Source organism: Salinigranum marinum (genome assembly GCF_024228675.1).
In the GTDB taxonomy this organism is placed as follows: domain Archaea; phylum Halobacteriota; class Halobacteria; order Halobacteriales; family Haloferacaceae; genus Salinigranum; species Salinigranum marinum.
In genome coordinates, this window is record NZ_CP100461.1 from 2074461 (window position 1) to 2090896 (window position 16436).

A 16436-nucleotide genomic window follows, 5' to 3' on the forward strand; every position below is an offset into this window, starting at 1 on the left:
ACCCAATGAGCACTGTCGGTGTCGTCTACCCCGCCTACCACCCCGACATGGACCTGTTCACGGCGTACCTCTCCGCCGTCGCCGACCTCCTGTCACCGGCCGTCGTCCGCGTCGAACTCGACGACCCGCGTCCCGGGACGGTCGACGCCCTCCACGACCTCCCGTTCCCCGTCGAGGTCAACGCCGTCGCCGCGCGCCGCGGGAAGGGCGCCGCCATCACGGCCGGCTTCGAGGCGCTCGCCCCCCGCGTCGACGTCCTCGCCTTCGCCGACGCCGACGGGTCGACCCCCGCCGACTCGCTCGCCGACGTCGTCCGACCCGTCAGCGCGGGGCGGGCGGATCTGGCCGTCGGCTCTCGGCGGCACCCCGACGCGGAGATCGTCTCCCACCAGACGCTCGCCCGTCGCCGCCTCGGCGATGGCTTCGCCTGGCTCGCCCGTCGGCTCCTCGACGTGGCGCTGTACGACTACCAGTGCGGCGCGAAGGCGCTCTCGGCGGAGACGTGGGCGGCGGTCCGCGAGCACCTCTACGAGCCCGGCTTCGCGTGGGACATCGAACTCGTCTCGGTCGCCGACGCGCTCGACCGCACCGTGGTCGAGGTGCCGGTCGTCTGGGAGGATCACCCACAGTCGACCGTCTCCACGCTCGGGACGACCCTCGACCTCGGGCGGGCGCTCGTCCGCTCGCGCCACCGCGCGCGGTCGCTCCGGGAGGACCGGCTCCACGCGCTCATCGACCGCTCACGGGAGTCGGGACCGTCGCTGATCGAGCGGCTCGGTGCCGACCCGGTGGACGAGTGAGTCCATGTCGGTCGTCGACGCCCTGCTGTCGGGTACCCGCTTCGGCAAGTTCGCCTCCGTCGGCGTCGTCGGTGCCGTCTTCGACGTGACCACCGCGACCGTGCTCCGCGAACTCGGCGTCTACCCCGAACTCGCGGTGTTCGTCGGGATCGAGGTGGCCGTCGTCGTCATGTTCCTGCTCAACGACAACTGGACGTTCGCCGAGCAGGGGGCCGCGGGCGTCGGCGCGGCGCTCCGGCGGCTCCTGCGGTCGAACCTCGTCCGGGCCGGCGGCATCCTCGTCCAGCTCGCGACGTTCCGGCTGTTCTACCGCGTCGTCGCGCTCGAACTGACGGTGGCCGGTATCGACGGCTGGTTCGTCTTCTCGAAGATCGCCGGCATCGGCACCGGGATGCTCGTCAACTACGTCGCCGAAAGCCTCGTCACGTGGCGCGTCGGACGTGGCTGAGTCACACGGCCAAAAGTAGCATACGGCGTCCGAATCACAATCCTTAACCGCAGTGGCCGATTCGTACCTGATAGCGGGATGGGATAGCCAGGAGATTCCGCCGGGCTCATAACCCGGAGATCGGTAGTTCAAATCTACCTCCCGCTATTTTCGAGGCAGTCACCCTTTCAGCGCCGAGTCTCGTCTCGGCGCGACCGCCGTGACTACCGGAGCATCGCCGGAGTAGACTTGAACCAGGGAGTGAAGCGAGCGGCGCGAGCGGAACGACCGGGGTTCAAATCTCTCCCGCTACTCCTCTCGGACTCGCCTCCCAAGCGGCGGGTTTCATCGCGCCGCGACTCCGGTGAGTCCGTGCGAGTGCTCAGGAGATTTGAACGAGAGGACGGAGCGAAGCGGAGTCCACGTCGTTCAAATCTCCCTCCCGCTATTTTCGAGGCAGCCACACTTCGGGCGTCGAGTCTCCGCTCGGCGTCGTGACGCCCGTGCAACGCGACCGAAGCGGGTCGGGCTTGCGGTCGGCCCGTGCTCCGGCAGTTCGTGCCGGATCGTCCGTTAAAGTCAAACGAGTCCCGAGCGAACGTCCGTCCATGAGCGCAGACGCAGAGCAACGGACGATCCGGTGTCTCATCGCCAAGGTCGGTCTCGACGGGCACGACCGCGGCGCACACGTCATCGCGCGCGCGTTCCGCGACGCCGGGTTCGAGGTGATCTACTCGGGACTCCATCGTGCGCCGGACGAGATCGTACAGGCGGCCGTCCAAGAGGACGTCGACGTGATCGGCATCTCCATCCTCTCGGGGGCGCACAACACTCTAGTTCCGAAGGTCGTCGACGGGCTCAAAGAGTACGACGCGTTCGAGGACACGCTCATTCTGGTGGGGGGGATCGTTCCCGACGAGGACCGCGCGAAGCTGAAGGAACTGGGCGTCGCGGAGGTGTTCGGCCCGGGGACGCCGATGCAGGAGACGATCGACTTCGTCCGCGAGAACGCGCCCGAACGATGAGTCAGGCGGAGGCAGACCTCGTCGAGGAACTCCTCGACGGCTCACACCGCGCGCTCGCCCGCACCATCACGAAGATCGAGAACCGCGCGCCGGGCTACCGCGAGATCGTCTCGGCGCTCCACGCGCACACGGGGGACGCCGAGGTGATCGGGATCACGGGCAGTCCCGGCGCGGGCAAGTCGACGCTCGTCGACAAACTGGCCAAGCGCTACCGCGACCGGGGCGACACCGTCGGCGTCATCGCGGTCGACCCTTCCTCGCCCTACACGGGGGGTGCCGTCCTCGGCGACCGCATCCGGATGGCGTCGAACGTCGGCGACATGGACGTCTTCTTCCGGTCAATGTCGGCCCGGGGCCGGCTCGGCGGCCTCTCGACCGCCACGGCGGACGCGGTCAAGGCGCTCGACGCCTTCGGCAAGGACAGGATCGTCATCGAGACCGTCGGTGCTGGTCAAAACGAGATCGACATCGTCCAGACGGCCGACTCCGTGGTGGTGTTGGTCCAGCCGGGGTCGGGCGACGACGTCCAGATGCTCAAGGCCGGCATCCTGGAGATCGGCGACGTCTTCGTCGTGAACAAGGCCGACATGGACGGCGCGGCCCGGACGGTCGCCGAACTGGAGGAGATGATCCACCTCCAGCGCGAGCCGACGCGGAACCTCGATACCGGCCACCACGGGGCCGCCGGCGCGGACCTCGGGCCGAACGGGGAACACGGGGAGTCGGCCGACGGAGAGGACGCGGCCGAACGGGCGTCGTGGACGCCGGAAGTGGTCGAGACCGTCGCCACGGGCGGCGAAGGGATCGGCGACCTCATCGAGACGCTCAGCGCACACCGCGAGTTCCTCGAAAACACGGGCCGCCTGCGCGAAAAAGCCCGGACCAGATACGCCGAGGAGATCCGGACGCTCGTCCGCTCGGACGTGTCCGACCTCGTCGAGCGGGAACTAAACGCCCGGGGTGGCGTCGAGCGACTCGCTGAGGCCGTCCTCGACCGCGAGACCGACCCCTACACGGTCGCCGACGAGGTGGTCGCCCCGGTCCGCGACTGCCTGGACGAACGCGACCGGAACGACCGATCGTAACGGAGATTCAGCGTCCCTCGACGGGGATCCGCGCCAACGCGACCTCGTGAGCGGTCGGCTCGGCGTCGCCCGTGGCGGTCCGGAGTTCGACCGCCGCGGGACGGCTCCCCGGGGAGAGCTGCCAGGTTCCCGTGACCTGTCCCGTCTCGCCGGCCGCCACCGTGGCGGCTCGGTTCGTCCCCTCGACCTGCCGGCCGTTCGTCGTCGTCACGGGGCCGAACCCGATCGTGTACGGCTCCGACGCCGTGTTCTCGACCCCGGCCGCGAGCGTGAGCACCCAACTGTCGTCGCCGGCGCGGAACGAGGCGACCGACAGCGTCTCTCGCTGTGTGGTCTCCGGCAGGAGTTCGTCGCCGACCCCCACCTCGTCGCCGGCGTCGCCGTCTCCATCGCCGGGCGTTCGGGTCGCGTCACCGCCCGTCCCGCTACCGCCGTTCCCGTCGCCGTCGCTCCCGTCCCCGAGGAGTGACTGTTCAACTAGCCCGACGAACGTCGCCAGTTCGATCAGGACGGGGATCCCGATCCCGAACCCGACGAGGAGACGGATGATGGTCCGTCGCCTGCGTGCCTCGGCCGCTGACTCGGCGTCTGTCTCTGCGTCTTCGGTCACGGTCGCGCCGTCTGTGGTCGGTGTCGTCTCGTCGGTCACTGTATGGTCCTACTGAGTCAAAGGTGTGCGAAACCGATGTCAAGAGGTTCGTCCGCGGGTCACCCGCTCAGACCGGGATCGGCGGGCTCCCGGGAGCGAGGAGGCCGTCGGCGACCATGCTCCAGAGAGGCGGGCCGTACGCGATCGCGACAAGCACGATGGCGATGAGCGCCCACACGCGGAGGTCGTCGAGGACGACCGGACTGTTTTCGGGCCCCGACAGCGCCGGGGGGAGTTCGCTGTTGACCTCCAGTTTCTGACTCCGCTCGCCGAACCACGTCGCCACGACGACGGCGAGGAACATCAGGAGGGCGACGAACAGGATCACCCCGCCGACGGCGATCTGGAGGCGCATCTCTGCGATCCCGCCGATGACGTTCTCGAACTCAACGTTGGCGTACTGCGGTTCGGCGGTGCGGCGCGGAACCCCCGCGAGGCCCGCGCGGTGCATGGCGTTCGACATGAGCGTCATCCCGATGAACCAGGTGAACGGCTGGACCATCGCGACGGTCTTCAGCTTGAGATTCTTCCCCGTCACCTGTGGCAGGAGCCAGTAGGTGATCGCCATGAACGTCAGCGCCGCGGCGGTGCCGACGGTGAGGTGGAAGTGCCCGGGAACCCACAGCGTGTTGTGCACGAGATAGTTGATATTCATGCCGGCGTTGATCATCCCGGAGAAGCCGCCGGCGGCGAACATCAGGCCGGCGAGCGCACAGCCGGAGAAGGCCGGGTTGTCCCACGGGAGCGCGCGGAGCCACCCCAGCCGACCTTTGCCGCCGCGCTGGCGCGCGCCGTGTTCCATCGACGCGACGACGGTGAAAGCGGTGAGCAGGCTCGGAAGCAGGAGGAACATCGTGTTCGTCATGGCGATGAACTTGAACCCCTCGGGGATGCCGGGGTCAACGTACTGGTGGTGGAAGCCGACCGGCGTCGAGAGGATGACGAACAGGACGAACACCACCCGAGCGAGCGGGTCCGAGAAGAGTCGCCCGCCCGAGAGTTTCGGGAGGATGGCGTACCACACCAGGTAGGCGGGCATCAGCCAGAAGTACACGACCGGGTGGCCGAAGTACCAGAAGAGCGTTCTGGTCAGGAGGGGATCGACGGCCGGGATGAGCCCCAGCGACCACGGGAGCAGGAAGAACAGCACCGAGACGGCAACACCGATCGTCGAGATGTACCACATGAGCATCGTCGCCAGCACCATGAACGTCCGCAGGGGGATCCGCTCGCCGGGGTTCTCCGCGCGCCACCGACGGTACGCGAGGAACCAGTCGAGACCGGCGAGCCACGAGCCGACGATGAGCAGCGTCGCACCGAGGTAGAAGATCGGGCTCGCGGCCATGGGGGCGTAGAACGTGTACAACACGTCCGCGCTCACCGGGCCGCCCGTCAGCCCGCCGAGGATGGCGAGCGCCGCGAGGAGCGTCCCGACGAACATCGTCCCGAACCACGTCTTCGCGAGCCGGTCGTTCAACGACTCGTCGAGACTCGACACCACCGCCCACGAGAAGATGCCGGTGATAAAGAAGGTGGTGAACACCAGCGCTAAGAGGACGCCGTGGCCCGTCAGGAGGGTGTAGTAGTCGGCCGACGAGACGAAGCCGCGGTAGATCCCCGTCCGGTGGAGCGCCTGGATCATCCCGAACAGTCCGCCCACACCGAGCGAACCGAACGCGACCGCGAGGTTCAACCGCACGATGAACGCGTCGTGCGGGAACTGGTCGACGAACGCTTCTCTCTCGATCGGGATCGCTTCTCCGGCCTCCTCTCTGTATTCGTCTGCGAATGCCATTATCGGGTCTCCTCCTCGTTCTCGTCGTCGCCCGCCGGCGCGGTCCGGTCGGCGCTGACGGCGTCAGGGTTCCGCAGGTCCGCGCTGGAAAACTCCGACTGCGGCACCACCTGTAACTGCCCTTCCATCGTGTGGTGGGCCGCGCCGCAGTACTCGTGACAGATGATACCGTAGTTTCGGGCCTCGTCAAACTGGACCGTGACGCGCGCCACCTGGCCGGGGATCGCCATCGTGTTGACGTTCGTCCCCGCCACCTCGAAGCCGTGGATGACGTCGCTCGACGTGATGTGGAACGTCACGGTCGAGCCCGCGGGCACCCGGATGGGCTCGTTCGTCCCCGGCTCGAAGAGGAACTGCCGGGAGACGACGTACACGTCGTACTCGTTCTCGCCCGCCTGGTACGTCCCCGGTTCGCCGAACCGCGGGTGCTCGTTCAGCGCGTTCGCGTCGACCGTGCCGCCGGAGTCGTCGACCATCTTCACTCCGGCCCCGACGGCGCCGTACGTGACGGTGCCGATGAAGCCGACGATCAGTAGCAAGGCCAGTGCGACCCAGAGTTTCTCGAACCTGTGTATCTCCATCTTATCCCACCACCGTCGGACCGTTGCCGAGGAACTCCACGAAGTACATGAACACCCACATCAGGACGAGGATGACGAAGTAGCCTAAGACGACGGTGAACGTCCCGACCGGATCGAAGTCGTCGTGTTCCAGTTCGACCTCGGGCGCTTCGAAGGCGGCCTCGGCGGTCGGTTCGCGCTCCGTCGTGTCGGGCTCCGGTGCGGGGTAGCGTTCGCGGTTGACCGCGACGTACGCGATGACGCCGACGATCGCGAGGAAGATCACGCCGAGAAGCCCCTGCGTGACCTGGAGCAGGCGGATCGCGCCCGCCGACGCCTCGCCCTCGCCCGCGCCGCCGCCGGGTGCGGCCCCGACGACGACGGCCCCTTTCATCCCCAGCGAGAGGTGGGGCTCGCAGTAGTACGTGTAGACGCCCGGTGTCTCGAACGTGTGTTCGTACGTGAAGCCGGTGTTTTCGATCGGGGAGTGGCCCTCCCAGCCCGCGCCCTCGGGCTGGTCTTCGATCAGGACGTTGTGGGTGTTCGACGTCCAGTTGAACGTCACCGTCGTCCCCGGACTCACCCGCACTGCGGGCGGGGCAAAGGCGAACGTCCCGCCGTTGCCCTGCGCGCCGACCTCGACCTCGACCGCGTCCTGACCCGTCAGGTCCTCGGTCGTCCCGTCGAAGTTGTCCACGTCGGAGAACCAGTCGCCGTAGTCGGCTTCGACGGTCGGGCCGCCCCCGCCACCGCCACCGCCCTCCTCGACGACGACGACACCTTTCATCCCCAGCGAGAGGTGGGGCTCGCAGTAGTACTTGTAGACCCCCAGCGTCTCGAACGTGTGTTCGAGCGTGAAGCCGGTGTTTTCGATCGGGGAGTGGCCCTCCCAGCCCGCGCCCTCGGGCTGGTCTTCGATCAGGACGTTGTGGGTGTTCGACGTCCAGTTGAACGTCACCGTCGTCCCCGGACTCACCCGCACTGCGGGCGGGGCGAAGGCGAACGTCCCGCCGTTGCCCTGCGCGCCGACCTCAACCTCGACCGCGTCCTGGCCGGTCGCGTCGACGGTCGTCCCGTCGTAGTTGTCGACGTCCGAGAGCCATCCGTCGTAGTCGTCTGTCTGTGCCGCTGCGGGACCCGCGGCGGCCCCCGCTCCGAGCGCGACACCCGCAGCGACACCACCCCGGAGCAGGTCACGGCGCGTCTGCCCCTGCATCAGCCGACCCTCCACTCCCGGTGGACGGTCGACGCACTGTCAGAAGTCCGTACCATAGAGTGCCGTTGAGCACACCAACGTCTAAAACGTTCGTATCCATCTCGGTTGTTTGGAAACGGGAAGTGACACGAGTCGAGGTCGCCGACAGAGCAGTGGACAGGGTTAAGTATCCCTCGTGTTTGTGTGTCTGAAGTTCGGTGCTTCAGCGAGGCGGTAATCAGAGTGCGATTTATTAGTTCGCATCCGGAATCAGTGGGTATGAATCTGCCTACGGACTGGGACCTCCGCACGGCCGTCGTGCTTGCACTGCTCGCACTCCTGCCGGTCGCTACGTTCCTTCTATTGCGCAACGTGGCAATCGTCGCGCTGTCGCTCGTGAGCGTCCTCATCATCGGCATCGCGCTGTTTCTGATGTTCTCACCCTCCGAAGCCGAGGTCAGGCCGTCGCAGGGGTGACGATGGCCCGCTCGATCCGTCGGATCACGAGCGCCCGCACGCCGTCGCCGCGAGGGGACGGAACCGCAGCCACGCTCGGTGTCGTCTCCCCCACGGAGCCGTCGTCTCCTCCGGTCGGCTGACCCGTCATGACCGACCACTGCACGCTCTGTGACCTGCCGACGCCCGACCCGCCCGTCACCGCCGACGGCGTCGACGGCCGCTTCTGCTGTCAGGGCTGTCTCGTCGTCGCCCGGACGCTCGACGACCCCGCGGCGGCCGACGTCGACCCCGAGGAGGCGCGGACGGCGCTCGCGCCCGACGCCCCTGACAGTGACGAGGATCGGGGCGAAGACGCGCCCGACGACGGCGTCGACTCGTACCTCGCCGTCGACGGGATGCACTGTGCCACCTGCGAGGCGTTCGTCGAGTCTCGTCTCGACAACGAGCCCGGAGTGTACGGGGCCGACGCGAGCTACGCGTCGGGGCTGGTGAAGATCAGCCACCGCCCCGACCGACCGCCGACCGAGATCGCCGAGCTGATCGACGGACTCGGCTACCGCGCTCACGAGGTGAGCGCCGAAACGGAGCCCGACGACGACGACGGCGACGTGGGTCGGCTGCTCGTCGGCGGCTTCTTCGGGATGATGACGATGCTGTGGTACGTCCTCTTTCTCTACCCGACCTACCTCGGCGTCGACGCCTCGCTCCTGTTGTTCGACGTCTCCTCCCCTGCGGGGACGTATCTCGTCGCCAACGTCTGGGTGATGGCGACGATCGTCCTCGTCTACACCGGCTTTCCCATCCTCCGCGGGGCGTACGTCAGCCTCCGGGCCGGGCAGCCGAACATGGATCTCCTCGTCGCCACCGCGGCCACGACCGCCTACGTCTACTCGACCGTCCTCGGGCTGCTGGGTCGCACCCACCTCTACTTCGACATCACGGTCGTCGTCGTCCTCGCGGTGTCGATCGGCGGCTACTACGAGAGCCGACTGCGCGAGGCGGCCGCCGACAGCCTCCGGGACCTCTCGGAGCGGCGCGTCTCCGAGGCGCGGATCCGGAGCGCCGACGGGACCGAGACGGTCCCCGTAGACGCCATCGGCGAGGGCGACGAGGTGGTCGTGCGGGCGGGCGAGTCGGTCCCGGTCGACGGGACGGTAGTCGAGGGGACGGGCGCGGTCGACGAGTCGCTCGTCACGGGCGAGTCACGCCCCGTCCGCCGCGAGCCCGGCGACGCGGTCGTCGGTGGCTCCCGACTCAGGGACGGCGGCGTCGTCGTCGCCGCGGACGCCGAGGCCACCCGCACGCTCGACCGGCTCGTCGACCTCCAGTGGGAGCTCCGCACCCGGTCGGGCGCACAACGGCTCGCCGACCGGATCGCACGCGTGTTCGTCCCGCTGATCTTCGCGCTCGCGGCCGTTGCCGGCGGCGCCCACCTCCTCGTCGGGGCGACCCCCACGGCCGCGCTCCTCACGGCGCTGACCGTCCTCGTCGTCTCCTGCCCCTGCGCGCTCGGGCTGGCGACGCCGATGGCCGTCGCCGGCGGCGTCCGCGAGGCGCTCTCACACGGGATCGTCGTCCGCTCGGGCGAACTGTTCGAGCGCGCGACCGACGCCGACGTCGTCGCCTTCGACAAGACGGGGACGCTGACGACGGGACGAATGGCCGTCCGGACGGTCGAGGGGGCCGACGAGACGCTCGCCGTCGCGGCGGCGCTCGAACGCTTTGCCGACCACCCCGTCGCCGACGCGGTCGTGGCGCGGGCTGCGGCCGACGGCGTGGCCGTCCCGACCGACACGGACGACACGGGCGACGCAGGCGCCCCGACCGCTGCGCCCGCGACCGACGGTGGCCTCGCGGTCACCGACGTCGAGACGCACCCCGGCCAGGGCGTCTCGGGCACCGTCGGCGGCCGACGGGCGCTCGTCGGGAGTGCCGACCTGTTCACCGACCGGGACTGGACCGTTCCCGACCGACTCCGCGCGCGGGCGACCGAGGCGCGGGACGCGGGCGTGGTTCCGGCACTCGTCGGCTGGGACGGCGCGGCGCGTGGCGTCGTCGTCGCCGGCGACGACCCCCGTCCCGAGTGGGAGCCGGTGGTCGACCGGCTCTCGGAGCACCACCGCGTCGTCGTCGTCACGGGCGACGGCGAGGCGGCCGCGGCGCGGTTCGCGGCGCACGCCGGCGTCGACGAGGTGTTCACCCGTGTGCGCCCCGAGGCGAAGGTCGCACTCGTCGACCGCCTGCGGACGGACGGCACCGTGGTGTTCGTCGGCGACGGGAGCAACGACGCGCCGGCGCTCGCCGCCGCGGACCTCGGGATCGCGCTCGAATCCGGCACCCCCCTGGCCGTGGACGCCGCCGACGCCGTCGTCACCACCGACGACCTCCACACGGTCGAGACCGTCTTCGACGTGACGCGGGCGACCAGGACCCGGATCCGCGAGAACCTCGCGTGGGCCTTCCTCTACAACGTCGTCGCCATCCCGCTCGCGGCGCTGGGCCTGCTCAATCCGCTGTTCGCCGCCGTCGCCATGGCGACGAGCAGCGTCCTCGTGGTGCTCAACTCGCGCCGCCGCCTGATCGACGACGAGGGACTCGGCCGCGGGACCGACACCGCAGACGACGGGACCGCCGACAGCCGAAGCGGCGACCGGGACGCCACCCGTCTTCCGAGCGGAGGCGACGCCGCATGAGCGTGCTCGGAGCCGGCCTCGGCCGACGCCTCGACGACCACCGGGGGCTGGTCGTCGTCGCCGGCGCGCTCGTCGCCTGTGAGTTGCTCCTGCTCGGAGCGTACTTCGCCGTCTCCACGCGAACCGTGCTCGCGCCGCGGTACGTCCTCTACCCGTTCGTCTGGATCGACGTCGCCGTGCTCGCGGTGCTCGCCGTCGACCGCCCCCGGGCGACGGGACGGCGGCGGCTCCAGGCACTGGCGGTCGCCGTCGGCTACTTCCTCCTCGTGGCGTCGCTCGACGGGACGGTCGGGCTCGGTACCGGCTCCGGCACCCTCCGGCTCCTCCCGCTCTCGCCGGGGTGGGGACCGGCGCTCCTGTACGACGGGGTCGTCCGGCTGGCGCTCCTCCCGTTCAAAGTCGTCGGCTACGCCGTCTTGGCGTACCTCGTCTACCGACTCGTCGCCGACATCGCCGGCTCGGGGATCGTCGGCGGCGCGGTCGGCCTCTTCTCCTGTGTGTCGTGTACGCTCCCGCTCGCCGCCGCCGTCGTCTCGGGGCTCGTCGGCGGGACCGTCGGCCTGACGGCGACGGGTACGTGGTCGTACGACCTCTCGACGCTGGCGTTCGTCGTCAGCGTCGGGTTGCTGGCGTGGCGTCCGACGGTCGGCTCGGTCTCGTGGCTGCGGCGGCGCTGACCGTCCGGGGCGTCGCTCCCGCAGCTCCCGCGGCGTGCCCGCCCGGCGGCCGTGTGGGTCAAGTCGGTCGCGCTCTTTCAGTCGAGCATGAACCTTCGACGACTCGCGAAGACGGTCGGGACCGGGGCCGCCGCTGTCGGTGGCCTCGCCGGCGTCAACCGCGCGCTCGCCGCCCGTGCCGACCCGCTCGACCCACCTCTGTCGGGCGACCACCGCACGTACCGTTGGCGAGGGATGGACGTCGCGTACACCGAGGCCGGACCCGAAGACGCGCCGACGGTCGTGCTTCTCCACGGCATCAACGCCGCGGGCTCCTCCGGCGAGTTCCGGGCGGTGTTCGACGAGTTGGCGGCCGAGTACCACGTCGTCGCGCCGGACCTGCCCGGCTTCGGCTGTTCGGACCGGCCCCCGTTGCAGTACTCCGCGGCGCTGTACGAGGAGTTCGTCGCCGACTTCCTCGCCGAGTACGACTCCCCCGCCGTGCTAGTCTCCTCGCTCACGACCGCGTACGTCGCGAGCGCTCTCGCCGATCCCTACGGTGACGTCTCGGTCTCGCGGCTCGTCGCGGTCTGCCCCACCGCCCGGGGCGGCCCCGACCGGGTGACCTGGGCGCGAGAACTCCTCCGCGCACCCGTCGTCGGCACGGCGCTGTTCAACCTCCTCGGGTCGAAACCATCGATCCGGTACTTCAACGCCGACCACGGCTACTACGACATGGACTCGGTCACGGAGGAGTGGATGGCGTACGAGTGGCGGACCGCCCACCAGCCCAACGCCCGCTTTGCCCCCGCGTCGTTCGTCAGCGGCTTCCTCAACTCGGCGGTCGACCTCGGGGAGGCCCTCCGCGGTCTCGACGTCCCCGTCACGTTCGTCTGGGGCCGCGAGGCCGACATCACGCCGCTCGCCGACGGGCGCGACCTCGCCGAGGACGCGGACGCGCGGCTGGTCGTCATCGACGACGCGAAACTGCTGCCACACGTCGAACACCCGGGTGCCTTCGTAGAGATCGTCCGGGAGGCACTGACCGCGCCCGCGTCGGCCGAGGCGTAACCACGACCCGCCGAGGGTAACGCGACCTCATCACCGTCCCCACACGAGGTCTCTGTCCGCTACCCGGCTACCGCGGGTGGAACGTCAGCATCCGGTTGCCGGTCATCGTGTTCCGGCCGACGGCGAGGCCGACCCGCATGCCGACCGAGATCTCCTCGGGATCGGCCCGGACGATCCCCGTAACACGGACCGGACCGAAGTCCGCGACGGCGGTCATGTACGGCGTCTTCGCCGAGAACGACGGCGCGGCGATCTGTGTCGTGGTGTACGTCTCGACCGTCCCCGACTCGGGGAGGGGTTCCTCGGAGAGCTCCGGGGAGCCGCAGTGCGGACAGCTCCGCCGCGGCGGGAGCGAGCCGTGACCGTTCTCGCAGGCGAGGTAGTACGCCTCGCCTGCTTCGGCGGCGTCGAGGAGGTCGTCGTAGCCGTCGTCGCGGGGTTTCGATCTCATGCGACCACCTCCAGGACGTGGACGACCGCGCTGGCGACCGTCCCGCCCGCGTTGTGGGTCACGCCGACGCCCCCGTCGACGTACTCGCTGTTCGGGTGCGTGCCGGTCAGGAGCCGGTTCATCTCCACGATCTGCGAGGCACCGGTCGCGCCCACGGGGTGGCCCTTGGCCTTCAGACCGCCCGAGAGGTTCACCGGCAGAGAACCCTCTTTCGTCGTCTCGCCGTCGCGCGCGGCCGAGACGGCCTCCCCGGGCTCGTAGAAGCCGAGCGATTCGAGCGCGAGCACCTCGGCGACGGTGAAGCAGTCGTGTACCTCGACGGCGGCGACGTCGTCGGGCGTGATCCCCGCGTCGGCGTACGCCTCCGCGGCGGCACGGTCGGTCGCGGGCGTCCGGTTCAGGTGGGTCCGGTCCTGGAGCGCCATCTTGTCGCCGCCCTGCCCGGTGCCCGTGATCGCGACCGGCGCGTCGATCGCGTGCTCCTCGGCGTACTCGTCGCTACAGAGGACGAGCGCCGCCGCACCGTCGGTGATCGGACAGGAGTCGTACAGACCGACGGGGTCGGAGATCATCGGGGCGTCGAGGTGGTCCTCGACCGTGATCGCCGAACGGTACTGTGCGTACTCGTTCGGGAGCGCGTGGTCGTGGTTCTTCACGGCGACGTGTGCGAAGTCCTCGCGCTCCCCGCCGAACTCCTGGACGTAAGCCCGCTGCATCAGCGCGTACGCCCCGGGGAACGTCATCCCGGCGCGGACCTCGTACAGCTCGTCGGCGGCGATGGCGAGGAACTCCGTCGTGTCCTCCGTCTCCTGGTTCGTCATCCGCTCCATCCCGCCGGCGAGCACGACGTCCGCCCGCCCCGACCGGATCGCCGACACCGCCGCACGCACGGCGACACCCGCGGAGGCACAGGCCTCCTCGTAGCGCGTCGCGGGGCAGTCCAGCCCGGCCGCCTCGGCCATGATGGGTCCCTGGTGGCCCTGGCGCTCGGCGAGTTCGCCCATGAAGTTGCCGTAGGTGAGCTCGTCGAACTCCTCGCGCGAGATCCCGGCGGCCTCGCGCGCGCCGAGCGCCGCCTCGGCGAACAGATCTCGCCCCGTCCGCTCCGGCGTGCTCCCGAAGCGGGTCAAGTCGGCCCCGGCGATGCGAACAGTTGTCATGCATTAACGTACATGTGGTTGTGAATAAAACCCTGTCGATGGGTCTGTACGGAGCCTCACGGTGTTATAGTCCTCCTGATGTATTTCGACGGGATTTGCTGGTATTTTGTTATACTTCGAACTCCAAAGCTAAAACCGCGGTTCGACCGACGGGACTCGACGGGGCTCCCCGCCACCGAACACCGCTCAGTGGAGGTTTCTTCGAACCATGGCATGACTGACAGGAAGCCCACTCGACCGATCGAAACGGTTTCAGCGGCGCTCCCCGAGATGCGGCCATGACCGAGTGGATCGGCGGCACGTTCACTAGCGACGTCGGATGGGACCACCTCGAACGACTCGTCGACATCGGCGACCGCATGACCGGCTCACCGGGCGAACACGAGGCGCTGGCGGCGACGCGCGACGCCCTGGACCAGGTCGGCGCGCGCGACGCGCGCGTCGAGACATTCCCGATCCAGGGATGGGTGCGCGGCGACAGTGCCGTGACCGCGGCGGACCGGACGCTCGCGTCGATCGCGCTCCCGCGCAGTCCCGCTGGGAGCGTCGAGGGCCGTCTCGTCGACCTCGGCGACGGCCTACCCGACGATTTCGACCGTGATCTCGACGGAGCGATCGTCCTGGCCTCCTCCACCGTCCCCGACCACGTCGACCGCTTCATCCACCGTCGCGAGAAGTACTACCGCGCGGTCGAGGCGGGGGCGGCGGGCTTCGTCTTCCGGAACCACGTCCCCGGACAGCTCCCCCCGACGGGGAGCGTCGGGACCGACGATTCGCCCATCGGCGAGATCCCGGCCGTGGGGGTCTCGAAGGAGGTCGGCTCGCGCCTGGCCCGACGCCACGAGGGTGAGCCCGTAGCGGTCACCGTCGACTGCGAGACCCCCGACGCCGACAGCGGGACCGTTCACGCCGACGTCGGGCCCACGACGGACGACGCGGTGTATCTCACGAGCCACGTCGACGCCCACGACATCGCGGAGGGTGCGCTCGACAACGGGGCCGGTACCGCGATGGTCGTCGAACTCGCACGGATCCTCGCGGCGCGGGCCGACGAACTCGACACCAGGGTTCACCTCGCCTGTTTCGGGGCCGAGGAGGTCGGCCTCGTCGGGTCGGGGCACGCGGCCGCCCGCGCGGACGACGTCCGGGCGGTGTGCAACCTCGACGGCGTCTGTGCCGGCCGGACGCTGAAGACGCACGTGGGCGGCTTCGGCGGCCTCGCCGCGGCGTTCGAGACGGTCGCCGGACGGTACGACCACCCCGTCACCGTGGTACCCGAACACCTCCCCCACTCCGACCACTGGCCGTTCGTCGCACGGGGGGTCCCGGGCTGTATGGTCTCCGCCGAGACCGGCGACCGGGGACGGGGCTGGGGCCACACTGAAGCCGACACGCTCGATAAACTCGAACGCCGGACGTTTCGGGAACAGGCCGTCCTCCTGGCCGACGTCGTGGTCGAACTCGCCCGCGCCGACGCCGACCTCGCGCCCGTTGCCGTCGAGGAGATCGCCGCCGCGATCGACGCCCAGGGCGAAGCCGAAGGGATGAGACTGACCGGCGACTGGCCGTTCTGAGCCCGCCGTCGTGACGCGAGCGCCGAACCGCGGGGACTTTTATCGGCGCGAGCGAAGCGCCATCGTAATGGCTGTGACGCCTGCTGGGGAGGCCGAATGTCGCTGACAGTCGCACGTCGCGGCGACGTTTCCCTCGCCGAGGTGGTCGGGGACGCACCGGTCGACGTCGCCGCCGTCGGTCGGGAAACGGCGGCCGATCTCCTGCTCGCCGTCGGCGAACCCGCGGTCCGGACCCTCGCCGCCGACCCGCCGCCGGTCCCCACCCTTCTCGTCGGTGCCGACGTCGGGCCACACGGGGTCGCCGTCGACCGGGTCGGCGCGGCGCTCCGCGCGCTCGCGATCGAGCCGTCGCGGCTCGAACGGACCCGCGCGCATCCGCGCCTCGCGGTCACCGTCGACAGCATCCGGGCCGAAGCCGTGCTCGACGTAGCGCTCGTGACGAGCGAGGCGGCCCGGATCTCCGAGTACACCGTCGGCGAACTCGCGTCGTTCCGCGCCGACGGCGTCGTCGTCGCCACGCCGGTCGGGAGCGCCGGCTACGGCCACGCCGCCGGCGGGCCGGTCCTCACGACGGAAGCCGGCCTCGCGGTCGTCCCCATCTCGCCGTACACGACGCGTCCCAGCACGTGGGTGACCGACGCGCCGGTGACGCTGTCGGTCGAGCGCGACGAGACGCCCGTGTCGCTCGTCGTCGACGGCGTCGCCCGTCGGGAGGTCGGCGTCGACGACCCGGTCCGGATCGACGTAGCCGGGGTCGTCGACCTGATCCGGCCGCCCTGCTCGCCCGACGACGCGCGTAGATTGGAAAAACTCTAATGAGTACCTGCCCGAACGTC

Annotated in this window: 17 protein-coding genes and 1 tRNA gene; 11 read left to right on the forward strand and 7 right to left on the reverse strand. The window is 69.7% G+C overall.

The features are described 5' to 3' along the window. Positions 1-5 precede the first annotated feature (5 nt). The 5 genes from NKJ07_RS10240 (at position 6) to meaB (ending at position 3337) form a co-directional block, all read left to right on the forward strand. Positions 6-800 carry a glycosyltransferase gene (locus NKJ07_RS10240; protein ID WP_318566729.1) on the forward strand — a complete coding sequence of 265 codons (795 nt, stop codon included), beginning with the start codon at positions 6-8 and terminating at the stop codon, positions 798-800. Between the two features lie 4 nt (positions 801-804). Beyond that, complete coding sequence (locus NKJ07_RS10245) at positions 805-1248, forward strand: GtrA family protein (RefSeq protein ID WP_318566730.1); 444 nt, start codon at positions 805-807, stop codon at positions 1246-1248. Between the two features lie 72 nt (positions 1249-1320). Next, a tRNA-Met gene (locus tag NKJ07_RS10250) sits at positions 1321-1395 on the forward strand. Positions 1396-1835: 440 nt separating this feature from the next. Then, a complete protein-coding gene (locus NKJ07_RS10255) occupies positions 1836-2252 on the forward strand; it encodes a cobalamin B12-binding domain-containing protein (RefSeq protein WP_318566731.1) in 417 nt (138 codons plus the stop codon). Next, the gene (meaB, locus tag NKJ07_RS10260; protein ID WP_318566732.1) at positions 2249-3337 is read left to right on the forward strand and encodes a methylmalonyl Co-A mutase-associated GTPase MeaB; all 1089 of its coding nucleotides are present in this window, start codon (positions 2249-2251) and stop codon (positions 3335-3337) included. Before NKJ07_RS10255 ends, meaB begins: the two co-directional genes overlap by 4 nt. A 7-nt stretch (positions 3338-3344) precedes the next feature. Here meaB and NKJ07_RS10265 read toward each other — a convergent pair whose 3' ends face one another. From NKJ07_RS10265 to NKJ07_RS10280, 4 genes are all read right to left on the reverse strand, one after another. Then, positions 3345-3986 carry a hypothetical protein gene (locus NKJ07_RS10265; protein WP_318566733.1) on the reverse strand — a complete coding sequence of 214 codons (642 nt, stop codon included), beginning with the start codon at positions 3984-3986 and terminating at the stop codon, positions 3345-3347. 67 nt (positions 3987-4053) lie between these two features. Further along, on the reverse strand, positions 4054-5781 hold the full coding sequence (locus tag NKJ07_RS10270; RefSeq protein WP_318566734.1) for a b(o/a)3-type cytochrome-c oxidase subunit 1: 1728 nt from the start codon (positions 5779-5781) through the stop codon (positions 4054-4056). After that, the gene (locus NKJ07_RS10275; protein WP_318566735.1) at positions 5781-6362 is read right to left on the reverse strand and encodes a cytochrome c oxidase subunit II; all 582 of its coding nucleotides are present in this window, start codon (positions 6360-6362) and stop codon (positions 5781-5783) included. Before NKJ07_RS10275 ends, NKJ07_RS10270 begins: the two co-directional genes overlap by 1 nt. A gap of 1 nt (position 6363) precedes the next feature. Continuing rightward, on the reverse strand, positions 6364-7557 hold the full coding sequence (locus tag NKJ07_RS10280) for a halocyanin domain-containing protein (RefSeq protein ID WP_318566736.1): 1194 nt from the start codon (positions 7555-7557) through the stop codon (positions 6364-6366). A gap of 258 nt (positions 7558-7815) precedes the next feature. Here NKJ07_RS10280 and NKJ07_RS10285 point away from each other — a divergent pair, with 258 nt between their 5' ends. Further along, positions 7816-8013, forward strand: coding sequence for a DUF8131 family protein (locus NKJ07_RS10285; RefSeq protein ID WP_318566737.1), 198 nt, complete (start codon positions 7816-7818; stop codon positions 8011-8013). Here NKJ07_RS10285 and NKJ07_RS10290 read toward each other — a convergent pair. Beyond that, positions 7994-8143, reverse strand: coding sequence for a hypothetical protein (locus NKJ07_RS10290; RefSeq protein WP_318566738.1), 150 nt, complete (start codon positions 8141-8143; stop codon positions 7994-7996). The two genes, NKJ07_RS10285 and NKJ07_RS10290, sit on opposite strands and share 20 nt — an antisense overlap. On the opposite strand from NKJ07_RS10290, the gene NKJ07_RS10295 reads away from it, so the two are divergent. From NKJ07_RS10295 to NKJ07_RS10305, 3 genes are all read left to right on the forward strand, one after another. Next, positions 8142-10688, forward strand: coding sequence for a heavy metal translocating P-type ATPase (locus NKJ07_RS10295; protein WP_318566739.1), 2547 nt, complete (start codon positions 8142-8144; stop codon positions 10686-10688). The genes NKJ07_RS10290 and NKJ07_RS10295 overlap by 2 nt on opposite strands. Next, complete coding sequence (locus tag NKJ07_RS10300) at positions 10685-11365, forward strand: DUF7546 family protein (RefSeq protein ID WP_318566740.1); 681 nt, start codon at positions 10685-10687, stop codon at positions 11363-11365. Before NKJ07_RS10295 ends, NKJ07_RS10300 begins: the two co-directional genes overlap by 4 nt. 87 nt (positions 11366-11452) lie before the next feature. Further along, complete coding sequence (locus tag NKJ07_RS10305; RefSeq protein WP_318566741.1) at positions 11453-12415, forward strand: alpha/beta fold hydrolase; 963 nt, start codon at positions 11453-11455, stop codon at positions 12413-12415. 67 nt (positions 12416-12482) lie between these two features. On the opposite strand, the gene NKJ07_RS10310 is transcribed toward NKJ07_RS10305, so the two are convergent. Both NKJ07_RS10310 and NKJ07_RS10315 read right to left on the reverse strand, forming a co-directional pair. Beyond that, positions 12483-12866 (reverse strand): Zn-ribbon domain-containing OB-fold protein, encoded by a 384-nt coding sequence (locus NKJ07_RS10310; RefSeq protein ID WP_318566742.1) that lies wholly within the window; start codon positions 12864-12866, stop codon positions 12483-12485. Then, positions 12863-14026, reverse strand: a complete 1164-nt coding sequence (locus NKJ07_RS10315; RefSeq protein ID WP_318566743.1) for a thiolase C-terminal domain-containing protein — start codon at positions 14024-14026, stop codon at positions 12863-12865. Before NKJ07_RS10315 ends, NKJ07_RS10310 begins: the two co-directional genes overlap by 4 nt. Positions 14027-14304: 278 nt before the next feature. On the opposite strand from NKJ07_RS10315, the gene NKJ07_RS10320 reads away from it, so the two are divergent. Beyond that, entirely contained in the window at positions 14305-15600 is a 1296-nt protein-coding gene (locus tag NKJ07_RS10320) for a M28 family peptidase (protein ID WP_318566744.1), read from the forward strand. A gap of 96 nt (positions 15601-15696) precedes the next feature. Beyond that, positions 15697-16416 (forward strand): NAD(+)/NADH kinase, encoded by a 720-nt coding sequence (locus NKJ07_RS10325; protein ID WP_318566745.1) that lies wholly within the window; start codon positions 15697-15699, stop codon positions 16414-16416. Positions 16417-16436: the final 20 nt, after the last annotated feature.